The 24,920-nt window shown below is 44.0% G+C and carries 26 protein-coding genes, 1 pseudogene and 1 other annotated feature; of the genes and pseudogenes, 16 read left to right on the top strand and 11 right to left on the bottom strand.

The annotated features are described in order from the left end of the window. Positions 1-236: pseudogene (locus BM213_RS10480) on the bottom strand (IS1380 family transposase); the annotation flags it as partial. 165 nt (positions 237-401) lie between these two features. Here BM213_RS10480 and BM213_RS10475 point away from each other — a divergent pair. From BM213_RS10475 to BM213_RS10455, 5 genes are all read left to right on the top strand, one after another. Further along, positions 402-2,423: a methylmalonyl-CoA mutase family protein gene (locus BM213_RS10475; RefSeq protein WP_091703858.1), complete on the top strand. Its 2,022-nt coding sequence runs from the start codon at positions 402-404 to the stop codon at positions 2,421-2,423. Then, positions 2,407-4,602, top strand: a complete 2,196-nt coding sequence (gene scpA, locus BM213_RS10470) for a methylmalonyl-CoA mutase (RefSeq protein WP_091703857.1) — start codon at positions 2,407-2,409, stop codon at positions 4,600-4,602. Before BM213_RS10475 ends, scpA begins: the two co-directional genes overlap by 17 nt. Then, complete coding sequence (meaB, locus tag BM213_RS10465) at positions 4,599-5,699, top strand: methylmalonyl Co-A mutase-associated GTPase MeaB (protein WP_091703854.1); 1,101 nt, start codon at positions 4,599-4,601, stop codon at positions 5,697-5,699. Before scpA ends, meaB begins: the two co-directional genes overlap by 4 nt. Positions 5,700-5,763: 64 nt before the next feature. After that, entirely contained in the window at positions 5,764-6,702 is a 939-nt protein-coding gene (locus BM213_RS10460) for an aromatic acid exporter family protein (protein ID WP_004889630.1), read from the top strand. Between the two features lie 50 nt (positions 6,703-6,752). Continuing rightward, entirely contained in the window at positions 6,753-7,256 is a 504-nt protein-coding gene (locus BM213_RS10455; protein ID WP_091703851.1) for a L,D-transpeptidase, read from the top strand. A 30-nt stretch (positions 7,257-7,286) separates the two neighbouring features. Here the strand turns inward: BM213_RS10455 and prli42 are convergent, their stop codons facing one another. Continuing rightward, positions 7,287-7,382 (bottom strand): stressosome-associated protein Prli42, encoded by a 96-nt coding sequence (prli42, locus tag BM213_RS14695; protein ID WP_009373849.1) that lies wholly within the window; start codon positions 7,380-7,382, stop codon positions 7,287-7,289. A 153-nt stretch (positions 7,383-7,535) separates the two neighbouring features. On the opposite strand from prli42, the gene mce reads away from it, so the two are divergent. The 5 genes from mce (at position 7,536) to gndA (ending at position 12,684) form a co-directional block, all read left to right on the top strand. Continuing rightward, positions 7,536-7,949 (top strand): methylmalonyl-CoA epimerase, encoded by a 414-nt coding sequence (mce, locus tag BM213_RS10450; protein ID WP_041638162.1) that lies wholly within the window; start codon positions 7,536-7,538, stop codon positions 7,947-7,949. After that, the gene (locus BM213_RS10445) at positions 7,946-9,496 is read left to right on the top strand and encodes an acyl-CoA carboxylase subunit beta (protein ID WP_091703849.1); all 1,551 of its coding nucleotides are present in this window, start codon (positions 7,946-7,948) and stop codon (positions 9,494-9,496) included. Before mce ends, BM213_RS10445 begins: the two co-directional genes overlap by 4 nt. Positions 9,497-9,613: 117 nt before the next feature. Next, positions 9,614-10,738, top strand: a complete 1,125-nt coding sequence (locus tag BM213_RS10440) for a M20/M25/M40 family metallo-hydrolase (RefSeq protein WP_091703846.1) — start codon at positions 9,614-9,616, stop codon at positions 10,736-10,738. Positions 10,739-10,742: 4 nt separating this feature from the next. Then, the gene (locus tag BM213_RS10435) at positions 10,743-11,210 is read left to right on the top strand and encodes a chemotaxis protein CheW (protein ID WP_091703843.1); all 468 of its coding nucleotides are present in this window, start codon (positions 10,743-10,745) and stop codon (positions 11,208-11,210) included. A gap of 64 nt (positions 11,211-11,274) precedes the next feature. Beyond that, positions 11,275-12,684 carry an NADP-dependent phosphogluconate dehydrogenase gene (gndA, locus tag BM213_RS10430; RefSeq protein ID WP_091703840.1) on the top strand — a complete coding sequence of 470 codons (1,410 nt, stop codon included), beginning with the start codon at positions 11,275-11,277 and terminating at the stop codon, positions 12,682-12,684. 39 nt (positions 12,685-12,723) lie between these two features. On the opposite strand, the gene BM213_RS10425 is transcribed toward gndA, so the two are convergent. Together BM213_RS10425 and zwf are read right to left on the bottom strand one after the other, a co-directional pair. Then, positions 12,724-13,335 (bottom strand): cyclase family protein, encoded by a 612-nt coding sequence (locus BM213_RS10425; protein WP_091703837.1) that lies wholly within the window; start codon positions 13,333-13,335, stop codon positions 12,724-12,726. Between the two features lie 13 nt (positions 13,336-13,348). Next, complete coding sequence (gene zwf, locus BM213_RS10420) at positions 13,349-14,836, bottom strand: glucose-6-phosphate dehydrogenase (RefSeq protein ID WP_091703833.1); 1,488 nt, start codon at positions 14,834-14,836, stop codon at positions 13,349-13,351. Between the two features lie 118 nt (positions 14,837-14,954). On the opposite strand from zwf, the gene rnz reads away from it, so the two are divergent. The 3 genes from rnz to BM213_RS10405 all read left to right on the top strand — a co-directional run bounded on the left by rnz (position 14,955) and on the right by BM213_RS10405 (position 17,804). Then, positions 14,955-15,887, top strand: coding sequence for a ribonuclease Z (rnz, locus tag BM213_RS10415; protein ID WP_091703830.1), 933 nt, complete (start codon positions 14,955-14,957; stop codon positions 15,885-15,887). Between the two features lie 214 nt (positions 15,888-16,101). Next, a complete protein-coding gene (locus BM213_RS14800; protein ID WP_208601907.1) occupies positions 16,102-17,244 on the top strand; it encodes an AHH domain-containing protein in 1,143 nt (380 codons plus the stop codon). Continuing rightward, the gene (locus BM213_RS10405; protein ID WP_091703827.1) at positions 17,244-17,804 is read left to right on the top strand and encodes an imm11 family protein; all 561 of its coding nucleotides are present in this window, start codon (positions 17,244-17,246) and stop codon (positions 17,802-17,804) included. The genes BM213_RS14800 and BM213_RS10405 overlap by 1 nt, the downstream gene beginning before the upstream one ends. Before the next feature lie 24 nt (positions 17,805-17,828). Here BM213_RS10405 and BM213_RS10400 read toward each other — a convergent pair whose 3' ends face one another. From BM213_RS10400 to proI, 5 genes are all read right to left on the bottom strand, one after another. Then, positions 17,829-18,695 (bottom strand): IS982 family transposase, encoded by an 867-nt coding sequence (locus BM213_RS10400; protein ID WP_091703825.1) that lies wholly within the window; start codon positions 18,693-18,695, stop codon positions 17,829-17,831. 378 nt (positions 18,696-19,073) lie between these two features. Next, entirely contained in the window at positions 19,074-19,346 is a 273-nt protein-coding gene (locus tag BM213_RS10395; RefSeq protein WP_244149258.1) for a hypothetical protein, read from the bottom strand. Beyond that, positions 19,339-19,482: a hypothetical protein gene (locus BM213_RS14690; protein WP_167357405.1), complete on the bottom strand. Its 144-nt coding sequence runs from the start codon at positions 19,480-19,482 to the stop codon at positions 19,339-19,341. The genes BM213_RS10395 and BM213_RS14690 overlap by 8 nt, the downstream gene beginning before the upstream one ends. 103 nt (positions 19,483-19,585) lie before the next feature. After that, entirely contained in the window at positions 19,586-20,587 is a 1,002-nt protein-coding gene (gene namA / locus BM213_RS10390; RefSeq protein WP_091703821.1) for an NADPH dehydrogenase NamA, read from the bottom strand. Between the two features lie 71 nt (positions 20,588-20,658). Continuing rightward, entirely contained in the window at positions 20,659-21,480 is an 822-nt protein-coding gene (proI, locus tag BM213_RS10385) for a pyrroline-5-carboxylate reductase ProI (RefSeq protein WP_091703819.1), read from the bottom strand. Positions 21,481-21,532: 52 nt separating this feature from the next. After that, positions 21,533-21,748 (bottom strand) — a binding site (T-box leader). Between the two features lie 181 nt (positions 21,749-21,929). Between proI and BM213_RS10380 the strand changes: the two genes are divergently transcribed. From BM213_RS10380 to BM213_RS10370, 3 genes are read left to right on the top strand one after another with little or no spacing between them, the layout of a single operon-like run. Further along, a complete protein-coding gene (locus BM213_RS10380) occupies positions 21,930-22,877 on the top strand; it encodes an MBL fold metallo-hydrolase (protein WP_091703816.1) in 948 nt (315 codons plus the stop codon). Then, positions 22,874-23,659: an SDR family NAD(P)-dependent oxidoreductase gene (locus BM213_RS10375; protein ID WP_091703815.1), complete on the top strand. Its 786-nt coding sequence runs from the start codon at positions 22,874-22,876 to the stop codon at positions 23,657-23,659. The genes BM213_RS10380 and BM213_RS10375 overlap by 4 nt, the downstream gene beginning before the upstream one ends. An 11-nt stretch (positions 23,660-23,670) precedes the next feature. Continuing rightward, positions 23,671-23,988: an iron-sulfur cluster biosynthesis family protein gene (locus tag BM213_RS10370; protein WP_091703812.1), complete on the top strand. Its 318-nt coding sequence runs from the start codon at positions 23,671-23,673 to the stop codon at positions 23,986-23,988. Positions 23,989-24,019: 31 nt separating this feature from the next. Here BM213_RS10370 and BM213_RS10365 read toward each other — a convergent pair whose 3' ends face one another. Beyond that, positions 24,020-24,202: a CDGSH iron-sulfur domain-containing protein gene (locus BM213_RS10365; RefSeq protein WP_004889652.1), complete on the bottom strand. Its 183-nt coding sequence runs from the start codon at positions 24,200-24,202 to the stop codon at positions 24,020-24,022. 52 nt (positions 24,203-24,254) lie between these two features. After that, the coding region (locus tag BM213_RS10360) for an HNH endonuclease (protein ID WP_143091193.1) at positions 24,255-24,920 on the bottom strand (666 nt) is incomplete at its 5' end.

Below are 24,920 nucleotides of genomic sequence, written 5' to 3'. Positions count from 1 at the left end.
TGACGATACGCTTCGATATGATCAAAATCCGTTTTTCCTGTGGCAAGCAAGCCGATCATCGAGCGAATGACGTCGCTATGGGAAATGTGCACATCTCGACGAACCGTTGGGAGCCGAAGGGCGTTTACTCGCTTATCCAGCTTCGTTTGGTGCAGTAAGTAACCCACGAGAGCAAGCCCAGCACTTGGGGTAATCGCTTCATCTGTCAATACAAACCGAATCGGGAAATCTTTCATCACATTCACCTACTTGATGAAGAGTCGTCAACGTCGTTTTCCCTTATCGTATCAACGGTTTGCGACCATTGTAAAGATGTTTTGTCACGGATTCAGGTATGTAATGAATGTTTCAAAAATTGAAAAGAAAGCGCTTTAAATGTCTTCAAAGGGGAGGGGTTGTTAATGGCGGATTTGTTAACGATGAAAAACGCCTCGTTTCCTATTCCGAAATATGACGAATGGGAACAAGAAGCAGAAAAATCGCTTAAAGGAAAACCGCTTGAAAAGTTAGTGACAACAACGTATGAGCAACTACAAATAAAACCGATCTATATACGAAGTGACATAGAGACAACTCCTGAGCAATATCCGGGGTTTCCTAGCTATGTGCGCGGGACGGAACCAGATGGGTATATGAAAAAGCCATGGGCAGTCAGTCAAGCCATTTCTGCCAAAAGTCCTAAGGAATGGAACGAAATCGCAACATACGATATCGCAAGAGGACAGACGGAAATTCATCTTATTTTAGACGAGCTCGGATTTTCTATCACGTCGCTAGGGGATGTCGAAACGATGTTTTCTGGCATTTCGCTTTCCGACTATTCGATTCGTCTCGATGCAGGGGCATGTTCGTTGTCAGTTTTGGCGTTGTTTATCGCTTATTTTCATAAGCAACAACTTCCGCTCGATTCATTGCGCGGAACAATCGGCATGGACCCGCTTTCGGCATTAGCGATAAAAGGAGAGCTTCCTACGTCGCTTTCGACGCTGTATGACGTGATGGCGGATGTGACGAGATGGGCGAAAGAACAGCTGCCTTTGATAAAAACGATCATCGTTCACGGAGAACCGTATCATCACGGTGGGGCCAATGCGGTGCAAGAGTTAGCGTTTTCGTTTGCGACTGCCGTCGAATATATCAACGAATGTTTAAAGCGCGGGTTGACGGTCGATGAGGTGGCCGAACGAATGAGTTTTTCGTTCGCGATCGGTGCTGACTTTTTTATGGAAATCGCGAAACTGCGCGCGGCTCGTGCGATGTGGTCGAATATTATTCAAGCGTTTGGCGGCAGCGAACGAGCGCAAAAAATGTCGCTTCATGCGCGAACGTCGTATTTCACGAAAACGGTTTATGACCCGTATGTAAACATGCTTCGGGCATCAGCAGAAGCGTTTGCTGCGATTGTCGGTGGGGCGAATAGTTTACACGTTTCCCCGTTTGACGAAGCGATTCGACCAGCGGATGAGTTTTCCCGAAGAATTGCCCGTAATACACAATTGATTTTACTAGAAGAAGCGCACATCGGGAAAGTCATCGACCCGGCTGGCGGTTCGTATTACGTTGAAACGCTAACGGCACAAATTGCAGAAGCTGCATGGAAGCTATTTCAACAAATCGAAGCAAAAGGCGGCATGACAAAAGCGCTCCAAGCAGGAGTGGTGCAAGCAGAAATCGAAAACATCGCCAAGCTGCGCGAACAAAACGTCAAAATGCGCAAAGAACGAATCATCGGTACAAACGTCTATGCGAATGTAGCAGAGCCAAAACCGAATATCCAATCTGTATCGTCGACAAAAGATGAATCGTATGATGGTGAAACGATGGAGCGGACCGGAAATTGGCTAGATAGTGCCATTGCTTTCGCCCGTCGTCGAGCGACCGCTCGAGGAATTGATGCTGCGCTCGCGATGACCAGTCCGTCGATTGCCATTTCCCCAGTTCGCCAATGGCGGCTGTCTGAGCCGTTTGAGCAGCTGCGCCAAGCAGCGGAGCGGCATTTAGAAACGCACGGAAAGCGTCCAACCGTGCATCTCATCAATCTCGGCGCCATCGCCCATCATAAAGCGCGCGCTGATTTTATGAGCGGCTTTTTTGAAGCGGGTGGATTCGCTGTCGTGAAAAATGACGGCTATATGTCGGTTGACGAGGCGATAAAAGGGGCGTTAGAAGCAGACGGAACGCATTATATCATTTGCGGAACAGACGAAAGCTATCCGGAAGCGGTTCCGGCGATTGCGAAAGCGTTAAAGGATGCGAATCCGCCGCGAAACGTCTACGTCGCTGGAAAACAACCGCTGGAAATCGAAACCACTTTTATAGAAGCGGGGGTGGACGGATTTATTCATATCGGTTCTAATTGCTACGAAACGCTTGTGGCGTTTATGAAGGAAATGGGGGTGGCTTTAGATGGAGCGGAAAGTTGATTTTACGAATATTCCTTTCCAACGCAAAGGCGATACGGTGAGCGAACAACAATGGAAGCAGGCAATCGAAGAAAAGCTGCAAACATCCATTGACGACCTTTTCTTCCAAACAAATGAACAAATTGCGCTTAAACCGCTATATACAAAAAAAGATATTGAAGGATTTGATTTTCTCGATTATATGCCAGGCATTCCGCCATATTTGCGCGGACCGTACCCGACAATGTACGTCGTTCGACCGTGGACGATTCGCCAATATGCAGGTTTTTCTACGGCAGAAGAAAGCAACGCCTTTTACCGCCGCAATTTAGCGATGGGGCAAAAAGGGTTGTCGGTTGCGTTTGACCTTGCCACCCACCGCGGCTATGATTCTGACCATCCACGCGTCGTCGGCGATGTCGGCAAAGCAGGGGTCGCTATCGATTCGGTGCTCGATATGAAAATTTTATTCGATGGCATTCCGCTTGATCAAATGTCCGTATCGATGACGATGAACGGGGCTGTGCTCCCAATCGTGGCGTTTTACATCGTTACCGCCGAAGAGCAGGGAGTGACGCAAGACAAACTGTCCGGCACAATCCAAAACGACATTTTAAAAGAATATATGGTGCGCAATACGTATATTTATCCGCCAGAAACGTCGATGCGCATTATCGCCGACATTTTCGCCTATACTGCAAAATATATGCCAAAATTCAATAGCATTAGCATTTCCGGCTATCACATGCAGGAAGCTGGTGCGCCGGCGGATATTGAGCTTGCCTATACACTTGCCGATGGGCTTGAGTATGTGCGTACAGGCTTAAAAGCAGGCATTGACATTGATTCATTTGCTCCACGCCTATCGTTTTTCTGGGCAATCGGCATGAACTATTTTATGGAAGTGGCAAAAATGCGTGCGGCGCGCGTGATTTGGGCGAAAATGATGAAAACATTTAACCCGAAAAATCCGAAGTCGTTAGCGTTGCGAACGCATTCGCAAACATCAGGCTGGAGTTTAACCGAACAAGACCCGTTCAACAACGTTGTCCGTACACTCATTGAAGCGCATGCAGCGGCGATGGGGCATACGCAGTCGCTTCATACGAACGCGCTTGATGAAGCAATTGCGTTACCGACCGACTTTTCTGCGCGCATCGCTCGCAATACGCAGCTTTATTTGCAAGAAGAAACGGGCATTTGTCGCGTCATTGACCCGTGGGCAGGCTCGTATTACGTCGAAACGTTGACGAACGAACTAATGAAGCGAGCGTGGAAACATATTGAAGAAATCGAAAATCTCGGTGGTATGGCGAAAGCGATTGAAACAGGATTGCCAAAAATGCGCATTGAAGAAGCAGCAGCAAGACGGCAAGCCAAAATTGATTCTGGTGCGGAGACGATTATCGGTGTGAATAAATATCGTCCAGAAAAAGAAGAGCCGATCGATATTTTAGAAGTCGATAATACGGCTGTGCGCATGCGACAAATCGAAAAATTAAAACAGTTGCGTGCGTCTCGGGATGAAGCGCGCGTGCAACAAACGTTGCAAGCGATTACGAAAGCGACGGAAACAGGCGAAGGAAACTTATTAGAATTGGCGGTAGAAGCCGCTCGTGCGCGCGCGACGTTAGGCGAAATTTCGTATGCAATTGAAAAAGTAGCAGGCCGACATAAAGCAGTCATTCGTTCCGTTAGCGGGGTATATAGCGCAGAGTTTACGAACGAAGAAGAAATTGCACGCGTCAAAAAAATGACGGATGAATTTTATGAGTTAGAAGGAAGACGGCCGCGCATTTTAATCGCCAAAATGGGTCAAGATGGACATGACCGTGGGGCAAAAGTGATCGCGACCGCATTTGCAGATTTAGGGTTTGACGTCGATATTGGTCCGCTTTTCCAAACGCCGGAAGAAACGGCGCGACAAGCGGTTGAAAACGATGTTCACGTCGTTGGGATGAGCTCGCTCGCTGCTGGACATAAAACGTTACTGCCACAGCTTGTGGAAGAGTTACGCAAACTAGGGCGAGAAGATATTATTGTTGTCGTTGGTGGCGTCATCCCACCACAAGATTACGAATTTTTATATGAACATGGTGCAGCGGCTATTTTCGGACCAGGTACAATCATCCCGGTTGCAGCTCAAAAAGTATTGCACGAAATTTATCGACGACTCGGTTACGAGGAAGTGAGCGAATGAGCGAGGAGCGAACATCTCGACCAGAATGGGCGGATGACCACAATATGTTTACAACGTCGTACGTGAAAGGAAACGATCGTGTTCAGCCGACAAAAGAAAGACAATGGGTAAAACGAAAAGAGCTTTCGATTGAAGAATATGTCGCAGGTGTATTAAATAATAATAGAACCATTTTAGCGCAAGCGATTACACTCATTGAAAGCAACGCGGCAAAACATACAGAAAAGGCTCAGCGCATATTGCATGAGCTCCTTCCTTATGTAGGGCGTTCGGTTCGCATTGGCATTACTGGTGTTCCAGGTGCAGGCAAAAGCACATTCATTGAAGCATTCGGACAATTTTTATGCGATAAAGGTCATCGGGTTGCGGTATTAGCGATCGATCCGAGCAGCTCGCTTACAGGCGGAAGCATTCTTGGCGATAAAACGCGCATGGAATATTTAGCTCGCCATCCGCGTGCGTTTATTCGTCCTTCTCCATCGGGTGGTACGCTCGGGGGAGTGCATCGGAAAACACGTGAGACGATGTTGCTTTGTGAAGCAGCAGGATATGATATTATTCTCGTGGAAACGGTCGGTGTTGGTCAAAGTGAAGTGGCAGTACGCGGCATGGTTGATTTTTTTCTATTGCTTGCGCTAACAGGCGCTGGTGATGAACTGCAAGGAATGAAAAAAGGGATGATGGAACTCGTCGACGCGATCGTTATTAATAAAGCAGACGGGGATAATAAACAGAAAGCAGAGTTGGCGAAAGAAGAATATAATCAAATTTTACATTATTTACGCCATGCCACGAAAGGATGGGAGACGAAAGCATACACATGCTCTTCTCTTCACGGAGAAGGAATTGAACAAATTTGGGAAGTAATCGAACGGTTTGTGCAAACGACAAAACAATCCGGCGTGTTTGAGGAAAGAAGAAAGGACCAGATGAAAGATTGGCTGCATGCGATGATTAAAGATTATTTGCATATCCGCTTTTTTCATCATCCGGCTGTACAGCAACAGTTGCCGAACATCGAACAAGATGTGATGGAAGGGAAACAGCCGGTCACAATGGCCGCCCAGCAATTAATTCGTTTATATGAGCAAACGTAAAGGTGTCCGTTATGGGCACCTTTTATTGTTGAATATGTTATAATGAGGGCGGAGTGTGATAGTCATGTTAAAAATTGGTTATCGAACAGTGAAAACAGCGATTGGAACAGCGAGTGCCATTGCGCTTGCCCAATGGTTGCACCTTGAAAATTTTGCTTCTGCCGGCATTATTACAATACTTTGTATTCAAGTGACGAAAAAAAAGTCGTTGCAGACGGCACGTGCTCGCTTTGTTGCCGGTTTAGTTGGCTTATTGTTTTCATTTCTCTTTTTTGAAGGACTTCGCTATCATCCGCTTTCGATCGGTTTATTGCTGCTGTTTTTCATTCCAACGACTGTTGCCTTGAAAGTGACCGAAGGGATTGCGACAAGTGCGGTTATTATTTTACACGTATACATGGCGAAAGCGATGACGTGGTCTCTCGTATATAACGAAGTGATGCTAATGATCATCGGGATCGGTATCGCTTTACTTGTCAATATGTACATGCCAAGCGTGGAAAAAGATTTAAAAGAATATCAACGGATTGTAGAAGATTTATTTCGCATCATTTTTAAAGAAATTGTTCATTATTTACGGACGAACGAAAGCTTGTGGGATGGGAAAGAAATTGCGCTAGCGAGCGATACGTTAAAGCGAGCAAAAGCGCTTGCGTTACAAAACATTGAAAACCATTTTTTACGCAATGAAGATTATTATTACCGATATTTTCGTATGCGCGAACGGCAATTTGAAATTATTGAACGCATGCTGCCGCTCATTAGTTCGATGACATATACGGTCGAGCAACGAAATATGATTGCCGATTTTATTGATGAATTAAGCGATGCGATTCACCCGGGAAATACAGCAGACCGTTTTATTCGACAACTTGAGGAGATGAAAAAGCAGTTCCAACAAATGCCTTTGCCAAAAACGCGCGAGGAATTTGAAGAGCGAGCTGCTCTTTTGCATTTTGTAAAAGAGATGGAGCAATATTTAATCATTAAAAGTCAGTTATAACGGTATGATCGCTCTTTTTTGATGCACAATAATGAAAAAAGGGTGAGATCATGCCGCTTTTGTTTGCTTTCTTTCTTTTTCTTTCACCGCTTTGGCCGTTTGGAGATCATCCGCGCGTGGGCGATCCGATGATTATTGTCAATAAACAAACGAACCAACTTGCTTTTATTCGCCATGGGAAAATTGAACGTATATATCGAGTGGCGACAGGAAAAACGAATGTACTCACGCCGGAAGGGATATTTACGGTAACTGTTAAGGCAGTAAATCCTTATTATCGGAAAAAAAACATTCCAGGAGGAGCACCGAACAACCCGCTTGGTACGAGATGGATCGGATTTGATGCACGTGGAACGGACGGTCGAACGTACGGCATTCATGGAACGAATCGACCCGAATCGATTGGAAAGTATATTACAGAAGGATGTGTACGCATGCATAATCGAGATGTCGAAGCGCTATATCCGAACGTGCCATTAGGAACGAAAGTAGCGATCGTAAAAACGAACGAATCATTTCATCAGCTCGGGAAAAAGTACGGGGCGCTTAAATAGAACAAGCTGGCCGAATACGGTCAGCTTGTTCTATATCCACATGCTTAATCCAGCAAGCAACGATGTTAAAAGCATCGAACCGAGCATTAAATAGACGACGATTTTTTGCACTTTTTTTGAATGCATTTTTTTCACCTCTTGTCACCTCTTGTTACCTATTGTACAAACATGCTGATCGACAAACAAGTATGAAAACATGCAAAAAAAGAAGGAAAAAAGAAAAAAGGTGTCGAAATACATACACGGTTTGCAGCCGAGAACAACAAAGGGGTTGGGGTTATGGAAGTGAAAAAAGTCGATCATATTGGCATCGCTGTGAAATCATTAGATGAGGCGCTTCCGTTTTATACGGATACGCTCGGTTTATCGTGCGTTGGCATGGAAACGGTCGAATCCGAGCAGGTGAGGGTAGCATTTTTAAAAGTCGGCGATGTAAAAATTGAATTGCTTGAGCCGCTTTCTGAACATAGCCCAATTGCTTCTTTTATTGAAAAAAGAGGCGAAGGTATTCATCATGTCGCGCTTGGCGTAGATGATATTGAACTGCGCATTCAGGAGTTAAAAAATAATGGTGTTCGTATGATTCATGAGCAACCGAAACGCGGTGCAGGCGGTGCACGGATCGCTTTTATGCATCCGAAATCAGCCCGTGGCGTGTTGTATGAGCTTTGTGAACGGGGCGGTGGGCAATGATGGATATGTACGATAAAATTAACGAGTTATATGACCGCCGACGCGAAATTGAATTAGGTGGCGGTGACGATAAAATTGCTAAACAACATGAAAAAGGGAAATTAACAGCGAGGGAGCGCATTGATCTTTTATTAGATGAAGGGACGTTCGTCGAGTTAAACCCGTTTATTGAACATCGTTGCACCGATTTTGGATTAGCAGGAAAAAAAGGTCCGGGTGACGGAGTTGTCACAGGATACGGGAAAATTGATGGGCGAACGGTATTTGTGTTTTCGCAAGATTTTACCGTGTTTGGTGGCGCGCTTGGAGAAATGCACGCAAAAAAAATTGCGAATATTATGGATTTAGCAGCGAAAACAGGCGCCCCTATTATCGGATTAAACGATTCTGGTGGTGCGCGCATTCAAGAAGGGGTATTGTCGCTCGATGGCTACGGGCACATTTTTTACCGTAATGCCATTTATTCCGGTGTTGTTCCACAAATTTCGGTCATTATGGGTCCGTGCGCAGGCGGTGCTGTCTATTCACCAGCGATCACTGATTTTGTATTCATGGTCGAAAAAACGAGCCAAATGTTTATTACTGGACCGAAAGTGATTGAAACAGTAACAGGAGAAAAAATTAGCGCTGAAGATTTAGGTGGTGCGCGCGTACATAATACCATTAGCGGGAACGCTCATTTTTCAGGTGCGACGGAAGAAGACGTACTTGCTCAAGTGCGCAGACTGTTAAGTTATCTCCCACAAAATTGCCAAGAAAAACCGCCGTCTATGCCTGTCGTCAATGATGATGACGATCGTCCTGATTTAGCTGACGCGATTCCGATTGATGCGGTTAGACCGTATGATGTGCGTAACGTCGTGTTGCAAGTCGTTGATGAAGGATCGTTTATGGAAGTGCAAAAAGACTTTGCGAAAAACATCGTTGTTGGTTTTGCTCGCGTAAAAGGGGAAGTGATCGGGCTTGTATGTAATCAGCCGAAGTTTATGGCAGGTGGACTAGATATCGACTCGTCCGATAAGGCAGCACGATTTATTCGTTTTTGCGACTCGTTTAACATTCCGATTATTACATTTGAAGACGTGACAGGCTTTTTCCCGGGAGTCAAACAAGAACATGGCGGCATCATTCGCCATGGGGCGAAAATTTTATATGCGTATTCGGAAGCGACCGTGCCGAAAATTACGGTTATTTTACGGAAAGCATACGGTGGAGCATACGTTGCATTAAATAGTAAATCGATCGGGGCGGATGTTGTGTACGCATGGCCGAATGCAGAAATTGCCGTTATGGGGCCACAAGGGGCGGCGAACATTATTTTTGCAGGCGAAATTGAAAACAGCCCGAATCCAGAAGAAACAAGAGCGCAAAAAATTGAAGAATATCGCGATAAATTCGCCAATCCTTATGTTGCAGCGAAATACGGCATGGTTGATGATGTTATCGACCCGCGTGACACGAGAATCAAGCTTATTCAAGCACTCGATATGCTTCGTCATAAGCAGGAAGAACGCCCGAAAAAGAAACATGGGAATATTCCGTTGTAAGTATATACCGCCATTTATTTGGCGGTATATGTTTTTCGAAAAATAATCGTACGGTTTCGCAAACGATGTAAAAATCCGTTATACTTAAAGATGAGTACATACATAGGAGGATGCATGATGGTCAATAAGCAGCGTTTAGTCGAAGAATTTTTAGAGCTTGTGCAAATTGATTCGGAAACGAAATATGAGCGCGAGATTGCGGATGTGTTGAAAGCAAAGTTTGAAGCGCTCGGTTTGCACGTCATTGAAGATGATACGACAGCGCAAACAGGGCATGGGGCAGGAAATTTAATTTGCACATTGCCAGCGACAAAAGAAGGAGTCGATCCAATTTACTTTACATCTCATATGGATACCGTTGTGCCGGGAAAAGGGGTAAAACCGTCCATTCAAGACGGTTACATTGTCACAGATGGTACGACGATTTTAGGAGCGGACGATAAAGCTGGGCTTGCTGCGATGTTTGAAGCCATTCGTGTGCTAAAAGAACAACATATCGCTCATGGGCTTATTCAATTTGTAATTACGGTCGGTGAAGAGTCTGGGCTTGTCGGCGCGAAGGCGCTCGACCGATCGCTTATTCAAGCCAAATTCGGATATGCACTAGATAGCGATGGAAAAGTCGGACAAATTATCGTTGCTGCTCCGACACAGGCGAAGTTAAAGGTGACTGTTCACGGAAAAACGGCTCACGCCGGTGTAGCTCCAGAGCGTGGCGTATCGGCGATTACAATTGCTGCAAAAGCGATCGCTCAAATGCCGCTCGGTCGCATCGATGAAGAAACAACCGCAAATATCGGTCGTTTTGAAGGGGGAACGCAGACGAATATCGTTTGCGATCGCGTCGATATTTTAGCGGAGGCACGTTCGCTCGTTCCAGAAAAAATGGAAGCGCAAGTCGCGAAAATGAAAGAAGCGTTTGAGCGCGTAGCGGAAGAAATGGGCGGTCGTGCAGACGTTCATGTGGAAGTGATGTATCCAGGATTTAAATTTGGCGACGGCGATTATGTTGTTGAAATCGCAAAACGAGCAGCAGAAAAAATTGGTCGTCCGCACGAGTTGTTGCGCAGCGGTGGGGGAAGCGATGCAAATATTATTGCCGGTTTTGGCATTCCAACTGTTAACTTAGCGATCGGTTATGAAGACATTCATACAACAAATGAACGTATGCCAATTGAAGAACTTGTCAAAACAACGGAAATGGTCATCGCTATTATTGAGGAAGTGGCTGCAAAGGAGTGAGACGATGAATAAAGTTGTCGTGTTTCAACTTTCTAATGAGCAATATGCTATCCCGATTGAACATGTCGTATCCATTGAAAAAATGAGCTTTCCAACGATCATTCCAGGCATGCCTTCGTACATGATTGGTGTTGTGCGCATTCGTGGCGAGCTCGTTCCTGTGCTTGATACGTCGCAAATTTTATATCGCCGTCCATATACGGAGACGGAAAAAACACGCTTGCTCGTCGTTCAGGCGGACGATGTATATGTATCTTTTATTGTTGATGATGCAAAAGAAATTATCGATATCCCGCCTGATATGATGAAGCAAGTTCATATGCTTGCTTATCAGCGGACGCCGTATTTTATCGGTATTGCTAATTTGCCTGATCGGCTCATTACCGTGATTGACCCGATGATCTTGTTTGACAATTTAGAAGGAGCAAGCACCATTAAAGAACATATGAGGAATGAGAAACAGAACACTTGAACGAGAAAAGAAGATTATGGTATGTTCTTTGTTGAACAAACAAAAATAGAAAGGAACGTTTACTATGGCGAAACAACAAATTGGTGTGATCGGTTTAGCAGTCATGGGAAAAAACTTGGCGCTCAACATTGAAAGCCGTGGATATTCCGTTGCTGTGTATAACCGTTCGCGTGAAAAAACAGATGAGTTTGTAAAGGAAGCAGAAGGAAAAAACATCGTTGGTACATACAGCATTGAAGAGTTTGTTCACGCGCTTGAGAAGCCGCGCAAAATTTTATTAATGGTAAAAGCAGGTGCCGCGACAGACGCAACAATCGAACAACTAAAGCCGTATTTAGAAAAAGGCGATATCGTCATCGATGGCGGCAATACGTATTTTAAAGATACGCAGCGTCGCAATAAAGAACTTGCGGAACTAGGCATTCATTTCATCGGCACAGGTGTTTCAGGTGGAGAAGAAGGGGCATTAAAAGGCCCTTCAATTATGCCTGGTGGACAAAAAGAGGCGCATGAACTCGTTCGCCCGATTTTCGAAGCAATTGCGGCAAAAGTCGACGGTGAGCCATGCACGACATACATCGGTCCAGACGGTGCAGGTCATTACGTAAAAATGGTGCATAACGGAATTGAATATGGCGACATGCAATTAATTGCCGAGGCATACTTTTTATTAAAACATGTGCTCGGATTAAATGCCCAAGAACTTCATGAAGTGTTTGCGGAATGGAATAAAGGGGAATTAGACAGCTATTTAATTGAAATTACGGCAGATATTTTCACGAAAATTGATGAAGAAACAGGAAAGCCGCTTGTCGATGTCATTTTAGACAAAGCAGGACAAAAAGGAACAGGGAAATGGACGAGCCAAAACGCGCTCGATTTAGGCGTTCCGCTTCCGATTATTACGGAATCGGTATTTGCTCGCTTCATTTCGGCGATGAAAGAAGAGCGCGTGAAAGCAAGCAAGCTATTAGCTGGTCCTGCCGTGAAACCGTATGAAGGAGATCGTGCGCACTTTATTGAAGCGGTACGCCGCGCGCTTTACATGAGCAAAATTTGCTCGTACGCCCAAGGCTTTGCGCAAATGAAAGCTGCGTCAGAAGAATACAATTGGAATTTACAATACGGCAACATCGCGATGATTTTCCGCGGCGGCTGCATTATTCGCGCGCAATTTTTACAAAAAATTAAAGAAGCGTACGACCGCGATCCAGCGCTGCCAAACTTATTGCTTGACCCATACTTTAAAGAAATCGTCGAAAACTATCAACAATCGCTCCGTGAAATCGTCGCAACAGCAGCGATGCGCGGCATCCCGGTTCCGGCGTTCGCAAGCGCACTAGCATACTACGACAGCTACCGAATGGACACGTTGCCAGCGAACTTAATCCAAGCCCAGCGCGACTACTTCGGTGCCCACACATACGAGCGCATCGACAAAGAAGGCGTGTTCCATACGGAATGGCTGAAATAAAACGAACCCCCTAGAGCAAGAGACTCTAGGGGGTGTTTATTATTGTTCAAACAATAATACGCGCGCTGGAGCAGCGTCAGTGCCGACGAGTTTAAGCGGAGCGGCAACCATCCAATATTCGCCTGCTGGTACGTCTTTTAATCGAAGCCCTTCGATGACGATAATACCGTGACCGAACAGCGTTTTATGCGTTGGGTGTCCCGCTTGATTGCGCTCGACGCCAAGCGCGTCGATACCAACACCTCGAATACGTTTTTCGGCTAAGTACGCTGCCGCATCTTCGGCAACGTAAATAAATTCAAAGTTAAAAGCGTCGTCGAACGAGTTTTTCGTTTTGAATAAGATAAAATCGTTCTCTTGAATGTCAAAATGAATGAGATCTTCTTTTGTAATTCGATCATCGACGTTTGTCACGTCTAATACTTTGCAGTAGCCGACAAGTTTTTCAAGCGGGATCGTTTCGAACGTTTCACCGTCTTTTACCATATGAAGCGGTGCGTCGATATGCGTACCTGTATGCACATCCATATCGATGCGCGATTCGGTGACGTAATCGTTCGTAACGGTCATTAGCTTCGGTTGTTTTTCCGGCTTATTTTTATACACAGGCATTCCTTCAAAAATTGGGGCAGTAACATCGTACATGTTCATGTTCGTTTCCTCCTCACATATTTGGGCTAAGCGGCCACCAATGAAAGCCGTCTTTTTGCAATAGCTCGTCTGCTTTTTTCGGTCCCATCGAGCCGGCTTCGTAGTTCGGGAAGTCTGTAGCTTCTGTGTTTGCCCACACTTCCGAAATCGGGTCGACAAAGCTCCATGAAGCAGCGACTTCATCCCAATGCGTAAAGTTTGTCGCATCGCCGCGCATGCAGTCATATAACAATTTCTCATACGCTTCCGGCGTATTAATGCCGTCGATGCAGTTGTAGCAATAGTCGAGTTTTATCGGCGTCGTTTTCATGTTTTCGCCGCTTTTTTTCGCGTTCAAGTGAAGGGTAATGCCCTCGTCTGGCTGAATATGAATGACAAGTAAATTTGGATGTACGTGTTCGCTTGTGCCATAATATAAGTTCATTGGCACATCTTTAAACTGTACGACAATTTTTGTCGATTTTTCTGTCATTCGTTTTCCTGTTCGTATGTAAAACGGCACACCTGCCCAACGGAAATTGTCGATTAAAAGTTTTCCAGCTACAAATGTTTCCGTATTGGAGGTTGGATCGACATTATGTTCTTCACGATAGCCGATGACTTTTTGCCCTCGCACAATGCCGCTTCCGTATTGGCCGCGTACAAAGTATTGATCGACTTCATCATGTGTAACAGGACGAAGAGCTCGTAACACTTTTACCTTTTCGTTGCGAATGTCGTCCGTTGTAAGTTTAATTGGCGGCTCCATCGCTAGTAACGCGACCATTTGTAACATATGGTTTTGTACCATGTCGCGAAGAGCCCCAGAATGGTCATAATAGCGGCCGCGATCTTCTACACCGAGCGTTTCGCTTGATGTAATTTGAATATTGGCAATAAAGCGGTTATTCCAGAGCGGTTCGAAAATGGCGTTCGCAAAACGAATGACCTCGATGTTTTGCACCATTTCTTTGCCGAGATAATGGTCAATACGGAAAATTTGCTCCTCTGAAAACGATTGGCGTATTTCTTCATTTAGTTTTTTTGCGCTTTGTAAATCATGACCGAACGGTTTTTCAATGACTAATCGTGTCCAGCCATTCGTTGTCGTCAGTCCTTCTGATTTTAAATGCGATGTAATCGTTCCGAAAAATTCCGGTGCCATCGCTAAATAAAAAATGCGGTTACCCGGAATGTGAAACTGTTCTTCTACATGTGTCAATAGTTCATTTAATTGTTCGTATGATTGCGTATTTGTCGCATCTAATGAATGATAGTAAAAATGGGAAATAAATGTGTCATCGATTAGCTCTTGCTTTGTCGCTTCTTCAATCGTTTCTTTTACGTAATGACGAAACGATTCGTCTGTATGGGGGCGACGGGCAACGCCGACAACAGCAAACTGTTCAGACAGCTTTCCTTTTTGATAAAGTTTATAAATGGATGGAAATAGTTTGCGTTTTGCTAAGTCGCCAGTCGCACCAAAAATTACAATTGTCGCTTTTGGTTGTACGTCAGTCACGGATCATATACCTCGCTTTTATTCATTTTTTGAAAGGTTCATGATAATGTAATTTTAGAGGTTTATTGTGGTAAACGCAAATGTTTTATCTGATTAAAGAAAAGAGAGGGATGAAAGCGTGGAGTTGTTATTTTTAGGGACGGGTTCTGGTGTCCCATCAAAAGGTAGAAACGTATCAGCCATTGCGCTTCAGTTGTTAGAAGAAAGAGGAGCGACGTGGTTATTTGATTGCGGAGAAGCAACACAGCATCAAATTTTACATACGTCTATCCGTCCAAGGCGCATTGAGCGCATTTTTATTACGCACTTACACGGCGATCATATTTTTGGTTTGCCGGGGTTGCTTGGAAGTCGCTCATTTCAAGGTGGAGAGACTCCTCTTTTTGTTTACGGTCCGGCTGGTATTCGTTCGTTTATCGAAACATCACTAACGGTAAGCGGTACGCGACTGAAATATGAGTTGTATATTGAAGAGTTTACAGAAGGAGTCATATTTGAAGACGAACAGTTTGTTGTTACAGCAAAATTGCTTGATCACGGGTTGCCTTCGTACGGTTTTCGAATTGTCGAAAAAGATTTGCCGGGTACGTTGCTTGTTGACGAGCTGCGCGCACTTGGGGTGAAGCCAGGTCCCATTTATCAACAAATTAAACGCGGAGAACTTGTTACGTTAGATGATGGAACAGTTATTGATGGGCGTGAATTTGTTGCCCCGCCAAAAAAAGGACGTATGATTGCGATTATGGGAGATACGCGTTATTGTGAGACAAGTGTGGAACTTGCCGAAGGAGTGGACGTGCTCGTACATGAAGCAACGTTTAGTGCAAACGAAGCCCATTTAGCGCGAGATTACTATCATTCAACGACGGTGCAAGCGGCTGAGGTGGCGAAGCGGGCTGGGGCGAAGCAGCTTATTTTGACACATATTAGCTCGCGTTACCAAGGGAAGATGTGTGACCAACTCGTGGAAGAGGCAAAGACGATTTTTCCGAACGTGGCGATTGCGTCTGATTTAGCCTCGTTTCCGATTCCGAAAAGAAGCGCGGAGTAAAAAAAGAGCTGGCCGATGATGCAGGCCAGCTTCTCACGAAGATTCATACTGGATCGTACAGTACGCCCGACATACGATTCTCGCCTCTTGTTCATGATTTTGAAATGTCGATTGAAAAAGAAAAATGTCGAATAAAAAATATCGAAAAAAAATGTTTGATTATTTATAATGAATGCGAGAGAAACGAGCAAATATGTAAAGAGAGGGGAGAGTCATGCCGATTTCAAAATCAGCCAGTGCCGTGATGACACGCAGTAGTTATTCAAGGACAGTGAATACTCATGTGACAAGTACGGCGACAAAAACAGAAAAAGTCAACCATCCACAAAACAGTCCCACCAAATCGAGCAAAACATCCATTCCAAAAGACACCGTACATATTAGTCAAGAGGCACGGAAGGCATATGAATCGTCCGCACCGATCGTAGCGATCAATCCAGTAAGAAACACGATTGAAAATACGGTTTATAACCCTATTGATTTTATTAAAAGGGAAGCTTCCCGAAATTTAGGAAATCAAACAGAAATCATGCTCTATAACCCTGTAAAGAATATCAAAGATGCGCTCCAGTCCGCGGTCAAACCATTCGAAAAGGACACGGTGCAAATTAGTAAAGAAGTGCGAGAAGCGTTTCAGCAATCGCCAAAATCAAACGATATAAAGAAAGCAAAAGAAGAAGCGCTGACTCGACAAATTCAACTATCTTTGTATAATATGGATAAAAACGTTCGTACTGTCGTCGTCCATAATCTGTCACAGGACATATACACGGCTTCAAAAAACAAAAGTAACAAAGGATGGTCCGCAGCAAAGGAACTAATCGATGTGGTCACCGACTTCGTCCCGGTGGTAGGTACGATCAAAGATGCCTATCGCTTGTATCAAGTGTTAAGCAATCCGAAATCCAATGCAAAAGATGTGGCCGAAGCGCTAGTTGGGTTTATTCCGGGACTAGGTGATCTAAAGAACATTGCGAAAGTAACAAATGCCATTAAGAAAGGATTTGATATCGATCCGAAAAAATTAGATCAGGCTGTGAGTATTATTAAGGGTACGGGTAAACCTTTACAAAAACATCATTATGCTACTGATAAAAGTAAAAAATATACTCCACAAATAGAGGCTATAACGAAAAAATATGGACTAGATTTGGATGACGTTTGGAATATAGAATTACTCCCCCATCAGGGAAGACATCCAGATGCTTATCACGAGTATGTGTTAAGCAATATTAGAACTTTTGATAAAATAGCTAAGGGGGATAAAAGGAAATTTTTAAGATTATTCGAACAATTAAAACAGGAAATTAGAAAGAACCCGGAGATGCTTTATAAAGATTATTGGAGGAAGAAATAATGAGATTTTATAAGTTGCTAATGGATGATAGTGATGATAGAGATGTAGTAGCATACTGTATAGATACAAAGGGATTTGAACAATATGAATTATCGGAAGGTAAGTATATTCATAATTGGAATAGAGAAATCACCTTTTATTTTGACCTTAAAGAAGGAGAAAGATTAACAGATTATTTAGCAAACAATTTAGGGTGGTTTATAGTTTCTGAAAGATTTAAAGCGATTTTAGAGGAAGTAGATGATGGTATACAATATCTGCCTATAAATGTAGTGAATAAAGGTGAAAACAAAATTTTAAAAGGTTTTTCGGTAGCTAACATTTTGAATGTTGTTGATGCATTAAACTTAGAAAATTCAGATTATAGTGTGTTTGAACTTGATGGTGAAAGTATATATAGTATAAAAAAATATGCTTTATGTAAGGAGGCGATACAATCAAAGCATATTATTAAACTCAAGGGTGATGAAATTCCAATATTCATATCAGAAGAACTTAGAGAATTAATAGAGAAAAATAATATAACAGGATGTGACTTTTTAGAAGTTAAAGTAATCTAAATAACCCGTGGTGCTAGTTGAGCGCTAGCGCAAGTGTGACAGTGAATAGACCAACAAGATGCCATCGAGTGCGACCTCAAACCCTGAAATGGAGTTGGCACGAATGTCTGTGATCCGATACTGGTCGGCAAGGACGGAGAACACCGTTTCGATCACTTTTCGTTTTTTCTTGAGCCATCTCTCCCATGATGCAGATGGGCGATGTTTCTGGTTTTTGCGAGATGGAGTCCAGAAGGCAATTTGATATTCTTCATATCGCTTTCTTTGTAAATCATTGCTAATAAATCCCTTATCTCCTAAATTGTAGGGATGAGGGATTTGCGTCATCACGGTTTCAGCAGCGATTCGATCGTGACAAGATGCTTCGGTCACCACGTATCCCATCGGCAGTCCTTGATCGGTCACTTGAAGATGAAACTTAAACCCGTAATACCACTGCTTTTTCGACGCACAATACCCGATGTCAGCGATACCTTGGAATCGTTGGACGCGATGTATTCTTGCGTGATGACACAACTCGATTGGCATGCTATCTACGACCGCATAGGCATGGTGTTGCCCGCGTTTTGCTAGTTCATGGCGAATCCATTTGATCGCGAAGCGCAACGCTCGACAACGGCGATTGTATCGAGACCGTTCGATAAACTGTCCATCGGTGAACAAGTTTCCCACGACAAAGCGATGCCATGCCCGTTCGGAGGAGAAGCCAAGTAACTTTCCTAGAAGATGAATGGCAATCATCACCGCGTCTTCCTGTTTCACCAAATGACGATTGCGGCGCTGCAAATACATTTGAATCGATGGCAGTTGGGCAGAAACAAAGAAGAAAATGGCTGCATATTGTTTTTGAATTTTCGCTTGGTCTGTAGTAAAATGAAAGTGCTCTTGCATGGGGATTCTCCTTTCGAATGTTTGGTCGCACTTTCATTCTACAGGAGATCCGCAGGCAAGGGCTATTTTTTTGCTTACTCGATTTTATCTAGCACCACGGGTATCTAAATAGTATCCATTCAGCCCAATACTAGTGAGATTTTCAGAATCCAGCACCAATAGGGCATTTCCCGTATCGAAAATGCCCTAGGAGGAATGGAGAATCGTTTGGAGGGACTCCCCACTTAGCTCGTTGAAGAAGCGAAAACGATTTTTCCGAACGTGTCACTTGCTTTCGATTTTTCATCGTTTCCGATTGAAAGAGGCGAAAAAACAAGCTGACCGATAATGTCGGTCAGCTTTAAGAAAAATAGTTTCTAATCGTTTCCATTACCCGTTTTAGGTCATGTTCGTGCAAGTTTCCAATTTTGAAAAGAAGCTCCCGATAATGAATGGTGTTAATTTTTGAGCACCTAACAACGGACGGAATCCCGCTTCTTTCCAATATTCTAAGACGACATCATATTTGTTTCGTGGCTGTTGACTTGTAATATTTGCAATTACTCTGTCCAATTCTACGACAACATCATGGTGAGATACGATGAGCACAGGTCTTCGTTTTCCTTTTATTTCTGCAAACCATACTTCGCCTCGTCTTCCCAGATTACTCATCTTCTTCTCCCCATATTTCTTTTTCTAGTTCTTTTTCAATGACATCTTTTGGAGGTCTGTTGTCAAAGTATTTGTCGAAAAGCCATGATAGCAATTTAATTCGCTCCGCATTGTCCATTTCGTCTAAAGCTTTCATGAACTCTTCCGCCCTCACATGTATCACCCTTATTTTTAATCATCTCATTATAAATTTTCGCAAAGTTAAAGCAGGTGGTCAATCCTCTAAACGTGCGCTTTATTTACCATCCCCGCACGTATGGCTTTGGTGCCTCAAGCTGAATGCCAAGTTCGTTTGCGGCTGTTTTTGGCCAATATGGGTTGCGAAGAAGTTCGCGCCCGATGAAAATCAAATCGGCGCGGTTGTTGCGCAAAATTTCTTCCGCTTGCCGTCCGGAAGTAATAAGTCCAACAGCACCAGTTGCGACATTTGCTTCACGGCGAATTGTTTCCGCAAACGGCACTTGATAACCTGGATACGCATCAATTTTTGCTGGAACGACAGCGCCAGAGCTCACATCAATAAGATCAACACCTTGCGCTTTCATACGTTTGGCATATTCGACGTAGTCGTTCACCGTTAAACCGTCTGGGTGATAGTCAGAAGCAGAAATACGAACAAACAACGGTCCGCTCCATACTTCTTTTACCGCTTCAATCACTTCGCTTAAAAAGCGGTAGCGATTTTCCCCACCGTATTCATCTGTTCGTTTGTTTGTAAGAGGCGATAAAAACTCGTTAATGAGATAGCCGTGAGCAGCGTGAATTTCAATGACGTCAAATCCCGCTTCTTTGGCGCGACGTGCGCCGTTTTGAAACGCATGAATCGTTTCTTCAATATCGGCTTTCGTCATCTCTTTTGGCGTACGCATCGTTTCATCGAACGGAAGTGGCGATGGAGCGAAGATTTCTTCAGCAACGTTCGCTTTTCGTCCAGCATGAGCAAGCTGAATGCCGATTTTGGCGCCTTGCTCATGAACGAGCGAGGTAAGTGTACGCAATCCATCGATATGGTCATCATCCCAAATCCCTAAATCGCGAGCTGAAATTCTTCCTTGTGGTGTTACGGCTGTCGCTTCAACAATAATAAGTCCGACTTGCCCGACAGCGCGCGTTGCATAATGAATGAGATGCCAATTGTGAACTGTTCCGTCTTCGCGATCACACGCATACATGCACATCGGCGACATGACGATGCGGTTTTTCAATGTGACGTCTCGAATCGTATATGGTGAAAAGAGCATATGAATCCCTCCCGTCGTATCTTTCATTACGAATGATACCACGTCCGTTTGGAAAAGAAAAACAATTTGCTTTATTGAACGGAGGAAAGCAGTGCCTCACCGAGTTCTTTTGAACGTTCGGTCGCTCGTTTAATGCAAGCAATCATCGCTTCTTGATAGCGGTATTGCTCGAGCACGCTGATGCCTGCTTCAGTCGTCCCTCCTGGGCTTGTGACTTCTTTTCGTAAAATGGAAGGATGTTTGTTCGACGCTTTTAACATATGGGCGGCGCCGATAATCGTTTGTAAAATGAGCTCTTTCGCAATATCACGCTCAAGCCCAATTTCATCGGCCGCTTTTTCCATTGCCTCCACTAAATAATACACGTAAGCAGGTCCGCTACCAGATAACCCTGTCACAGCATGCAAGTGCTTTTCATCAACAATCGTCACAATTCCGACCGTTTCAAATAACGTTTTTGCGATGCGCATATGTTCGTCGGTTGCATATGCCCCTTGCGCTAATGCTGTGGCAGATTGTCCGATGGCTGCGGATGTATTCGGCATGGCGCGAATGACCGGGATTTGTTTCCCGATTAGCGATGTAATTGTATCGGTCGTCACTCCTGCAAGCAATGAAATAATAAGCTGTTGTTCACAAAAAGCATGTGCGATTGGCGTAAGACTTTCCGCAACATCTTTTGGTTTCATGGCTAAAATGATAATATCAGCTTCTTTTACTGCTTGTTCTTTATTCGTTTCCGTTCGCACCCCATACGTTTGTTGCAAATACGTTAGTCGTTCCATGCGCGAGCGATTCGTTACGATCATTTGCTTTGGTTCATATAGCGTTTGTATAACTCCTGAAATAAGCGCTTCTGCCATCGATCCTGCTCCGAGAAACGTGATCGTCATTTTTTTAACCTCCTTAGCTCATTATCTCCAAAATAAAAAGACCTTTCGTCCGATAAAGGACGGAAAGGTCTTTCGTTTCCGCGGTACCACCTTTGTTGGCACAAGTTGTGCCCACCTTTTGTGCCGGTATCGTCGGCAAGACGGTTAGGTTTGCCTAACAGCTCATAGGGTAGGTTCCATGATAAAGAGGGTAATGAAACCTTTCAGCCTACGGGTTTCACTCTCTTGTTACCATTTATCATGTACTGGCCCTATTCATCGCTTCGCACATATATGATTTGCTTGCAATTATGCATGAAAAACGAGCGTGTTGTCAATAGGTTTCGTCTAATTACTTTCTGAATTTTTTAATAAATAAATAAAAATAAATGACAAATAGAAAAAATAAGTGTAAACTGATAAACAGACGAGACGGAAAATTATGATGATATAATGAAGGAGCTAGAACGATGGAACAGTTGCATCGCATTGTCGTTCCAACGCCATTTGCCGTTGGGGATGTGAATATGTATATCCTTGAAGGAGAACGATTAACGCTCGTTGATGCTGGGGTGAAAACGGAGGAAGCATGGAACGTTTTCGTTCGTGAATTGCAGAACATCGGCTACCAACCGACAGATATTGAACAAGTCATCATTACGCACCACCATCCAGATCACGTCGGTTTGCTTGATTATTTGCCGCCGTCACTTCCTGTTATCGGGCATCGCAAAGCTGCGCCTTGGATTGCGAAAGATGCTGCTTTTTTTTCGTGGCACCAACAATATTTCGAACAATTTTTAATCGAGTGTGGCGTTGGTGAAGAGGGTGTGACGAAACTAGGAAACTTTCGGCGTTCTCTTCGCTTTTCGTGCGAGCGCTCGCTCACACAAGAAGTAAAAGAAGGGGATATGATTGAAGGTTGGACGGTCATCGAAACGCCAGGTCATGCGCAAAGTCACATCGTGTTGTATCGTGAAGCGGACGGTGTGATGATCGGAGGCGACCATTTGCTAGCAGCGATTTCATCCAATCCGCTGTTAGAACCACCTGAGATTGGTGAAAAGGAACGACCGAAGCCACTTTTGCAATATAATGATTCATTAAAAAAACTACTCCAGTACGACATTACAACAATTGTTACGGGACATGGGGAAGATGTGACGGATGTCGCACCGCTTATTGACAAGCGGCTTGAAAAACAAAAAGAACGTGCACAGTACGTGTGGCAACTGTTGAATGAAAAGCCGATGACGGTATTTGACGTATGTCGATCACTTTTCCCGACTGTATATGAGCGAGAGTTTTTGTTGACGATGTCTGAAACGATTGGCCAACTGGACTATTTAGAGGCGATAGGTGCAGTGAAAAAAGAAAAAGTTGATCAAATATATATGTACGAAGCGGTGAGATCATGAAACTGAAAGGGAAATACGTTGTTATTACAGGAGCATCGAGTGGCATCGGTGAGCAAATCGCATACGAAGCAGCTAAACGCGGAGGAATACCTGTATTGCTCGCACGTTCAAAAGAAAAGCTAGCGCAAATTGCGCAACAGATTGAACAAACGTACAGTATTTCTTGCCTATATGAGCAATTAGATGTTAGTAACGTAAAAGAAGTAGACGATGTATTTGATCGCTTGCTCACCTCGATCGATGTCCATATTCTTGTCAATAATGCTGGTTTCGGCGTATTTCGATATGTTGAACAGATTGATCTTTCGGAAGCGAAGCAAATGTTTGATGTCAATGTGCTCGGATTGATCGCTTGTACGAAAAAAGTGTATGCGCATATGATGGAAAAACGATCGGGTCATATTATTAATATCGCATCGCAAGCAGGAAAAATTGCCACGCCGAAATCGAGCGTATATGCGGCGACAAAACATGCTGTGCTCGGATTTACAAATAGTTTACGAATGGAAGCGTCCATGTATGGCATTTATGTGACAGCTGTAAACCCTGGACCGATCGAAACGAACTTTTTTACCGTTGCTGATACGTCCGGAGAATATGTGAAAAATGTGAAACGATGGATGCTTCGCCCGGAATTTGTCGCAAAGCGCGTCGTTGATGTGATGCTTACCCCTACGCGCGAAGTGAACTTGCCGTTTTGGATGCATATGGGAAGTCGTATATATCAACTATTTCCATCGCTCATTGAAAAAATCGGCAAACAAGCATTTTTAAAAAAGTAAGCGAGGTGTAAATGGTGAAAATCACGATCACGGAACGAGCGATCGAACAACTTCGTCGTGTTCAAGGAAATAAACATGTGAAACTTATATACGATACAGATGGTTGCGGATGTGCCGTAAACGGAGTACCTATGTTACTGCTTGTCGATCAATTAGACGAACATGATGTGGAGATTGAAACAAACGATATGCCCATTTGGATGGAAAAACATCAGCTCATTTTTTTCGATGATCAAATGACGCTTGACGTTGTCGATGGAGCAGGGTGTTTTCAATTAAAAAGTCCAAATCAAATATTGAATCCGCGCATGTCACTGGTTGAGCGCTAAAAAATAAAAAAGCCCGGAATAAAAGCCGGGCTTATTCGTTTTTCGGGGCGCGAACGACCGATTGAAATTTTCCTTTATGGGCTGCATCACAAAACGGCATGTTTTGTGAGAGCCCACAACGACAGAGAGAAAACGTTTCTTTTGTTTCAAACTTGTTTCCTTCCATGTCAATTAATTCGACATCGCCGGTTACACGAAATGAACCATTATCCATCACGAAACTTACGCAAGGAAGCCCCTGCCTTTAGGCACGGGGAGGAATTGCCTTACGCAAGTTCCGCCACCCCCTTTCCATAAGCATATCCGTCAAATCGCTGAATGACTTGGACATATCTATAATTTATTCCTTGTGCGATACGCTTTCCGTCCTTGCCTTTAATGTCGAAACTTCCAGTCTTTCTGCATGCTACTTCGCCAAACCAAACGCCTTGATATTTCCCTCTTGGGATAACAGCCTTAACCATGTCCCCTGTTTGGAAGCCAAAGAAGAATTTTTGTCTTGCAAGATAACCTCTTGGGAAGCCATATCTATCTAGGTTTGTACGAGAGCGACTACCACGCCCTTTTGCCTTGATAAATAACACTTCTTTTGTTTTGAAATATAAGTGATTTGTTGTGCTTTCTCCCACGCAACAAGCGTCAAAATAGTGTGTTTTCGGCAAGTCTAAACGAATACGATTCATTTTTGTTCGTGCACCTGTTCCACACTCGACATCTAATCCTGTCTGCTTTAACACTTCATACGCTTTCCATCTTGTCGAGTTGATAGCACTTGTATCCTTTAATGTTTCTTTGACTTGCTTTTGAATGTGCGGATACCCGAATTCTTCTGCTGTCTTACTTCCTTTGCGCTGATTACAGTCATGACAGGCAAGACATAGGTTATCCACTCGGTCTGTTCCACCTCTCGATTTTGGAATGATATGCTCCAC

Origin of the sequence: Anoxybacillus pushchinoensis (genome assembly GCF_900111795.1) — a bacterium.
Taxonomy (GTDB): domain Bacteria; phylum Bacillota; class Bacilli; order Bacillales; family Anoxybacillaceae; genus Anoxybacillus; species Anoxybacillus pushchinoensis.
The sequence above is the reverse complement of the archived record's forward strand: the minus strand, read 5'-3'. Positions and strand labels throughout refer to the sequence as shown.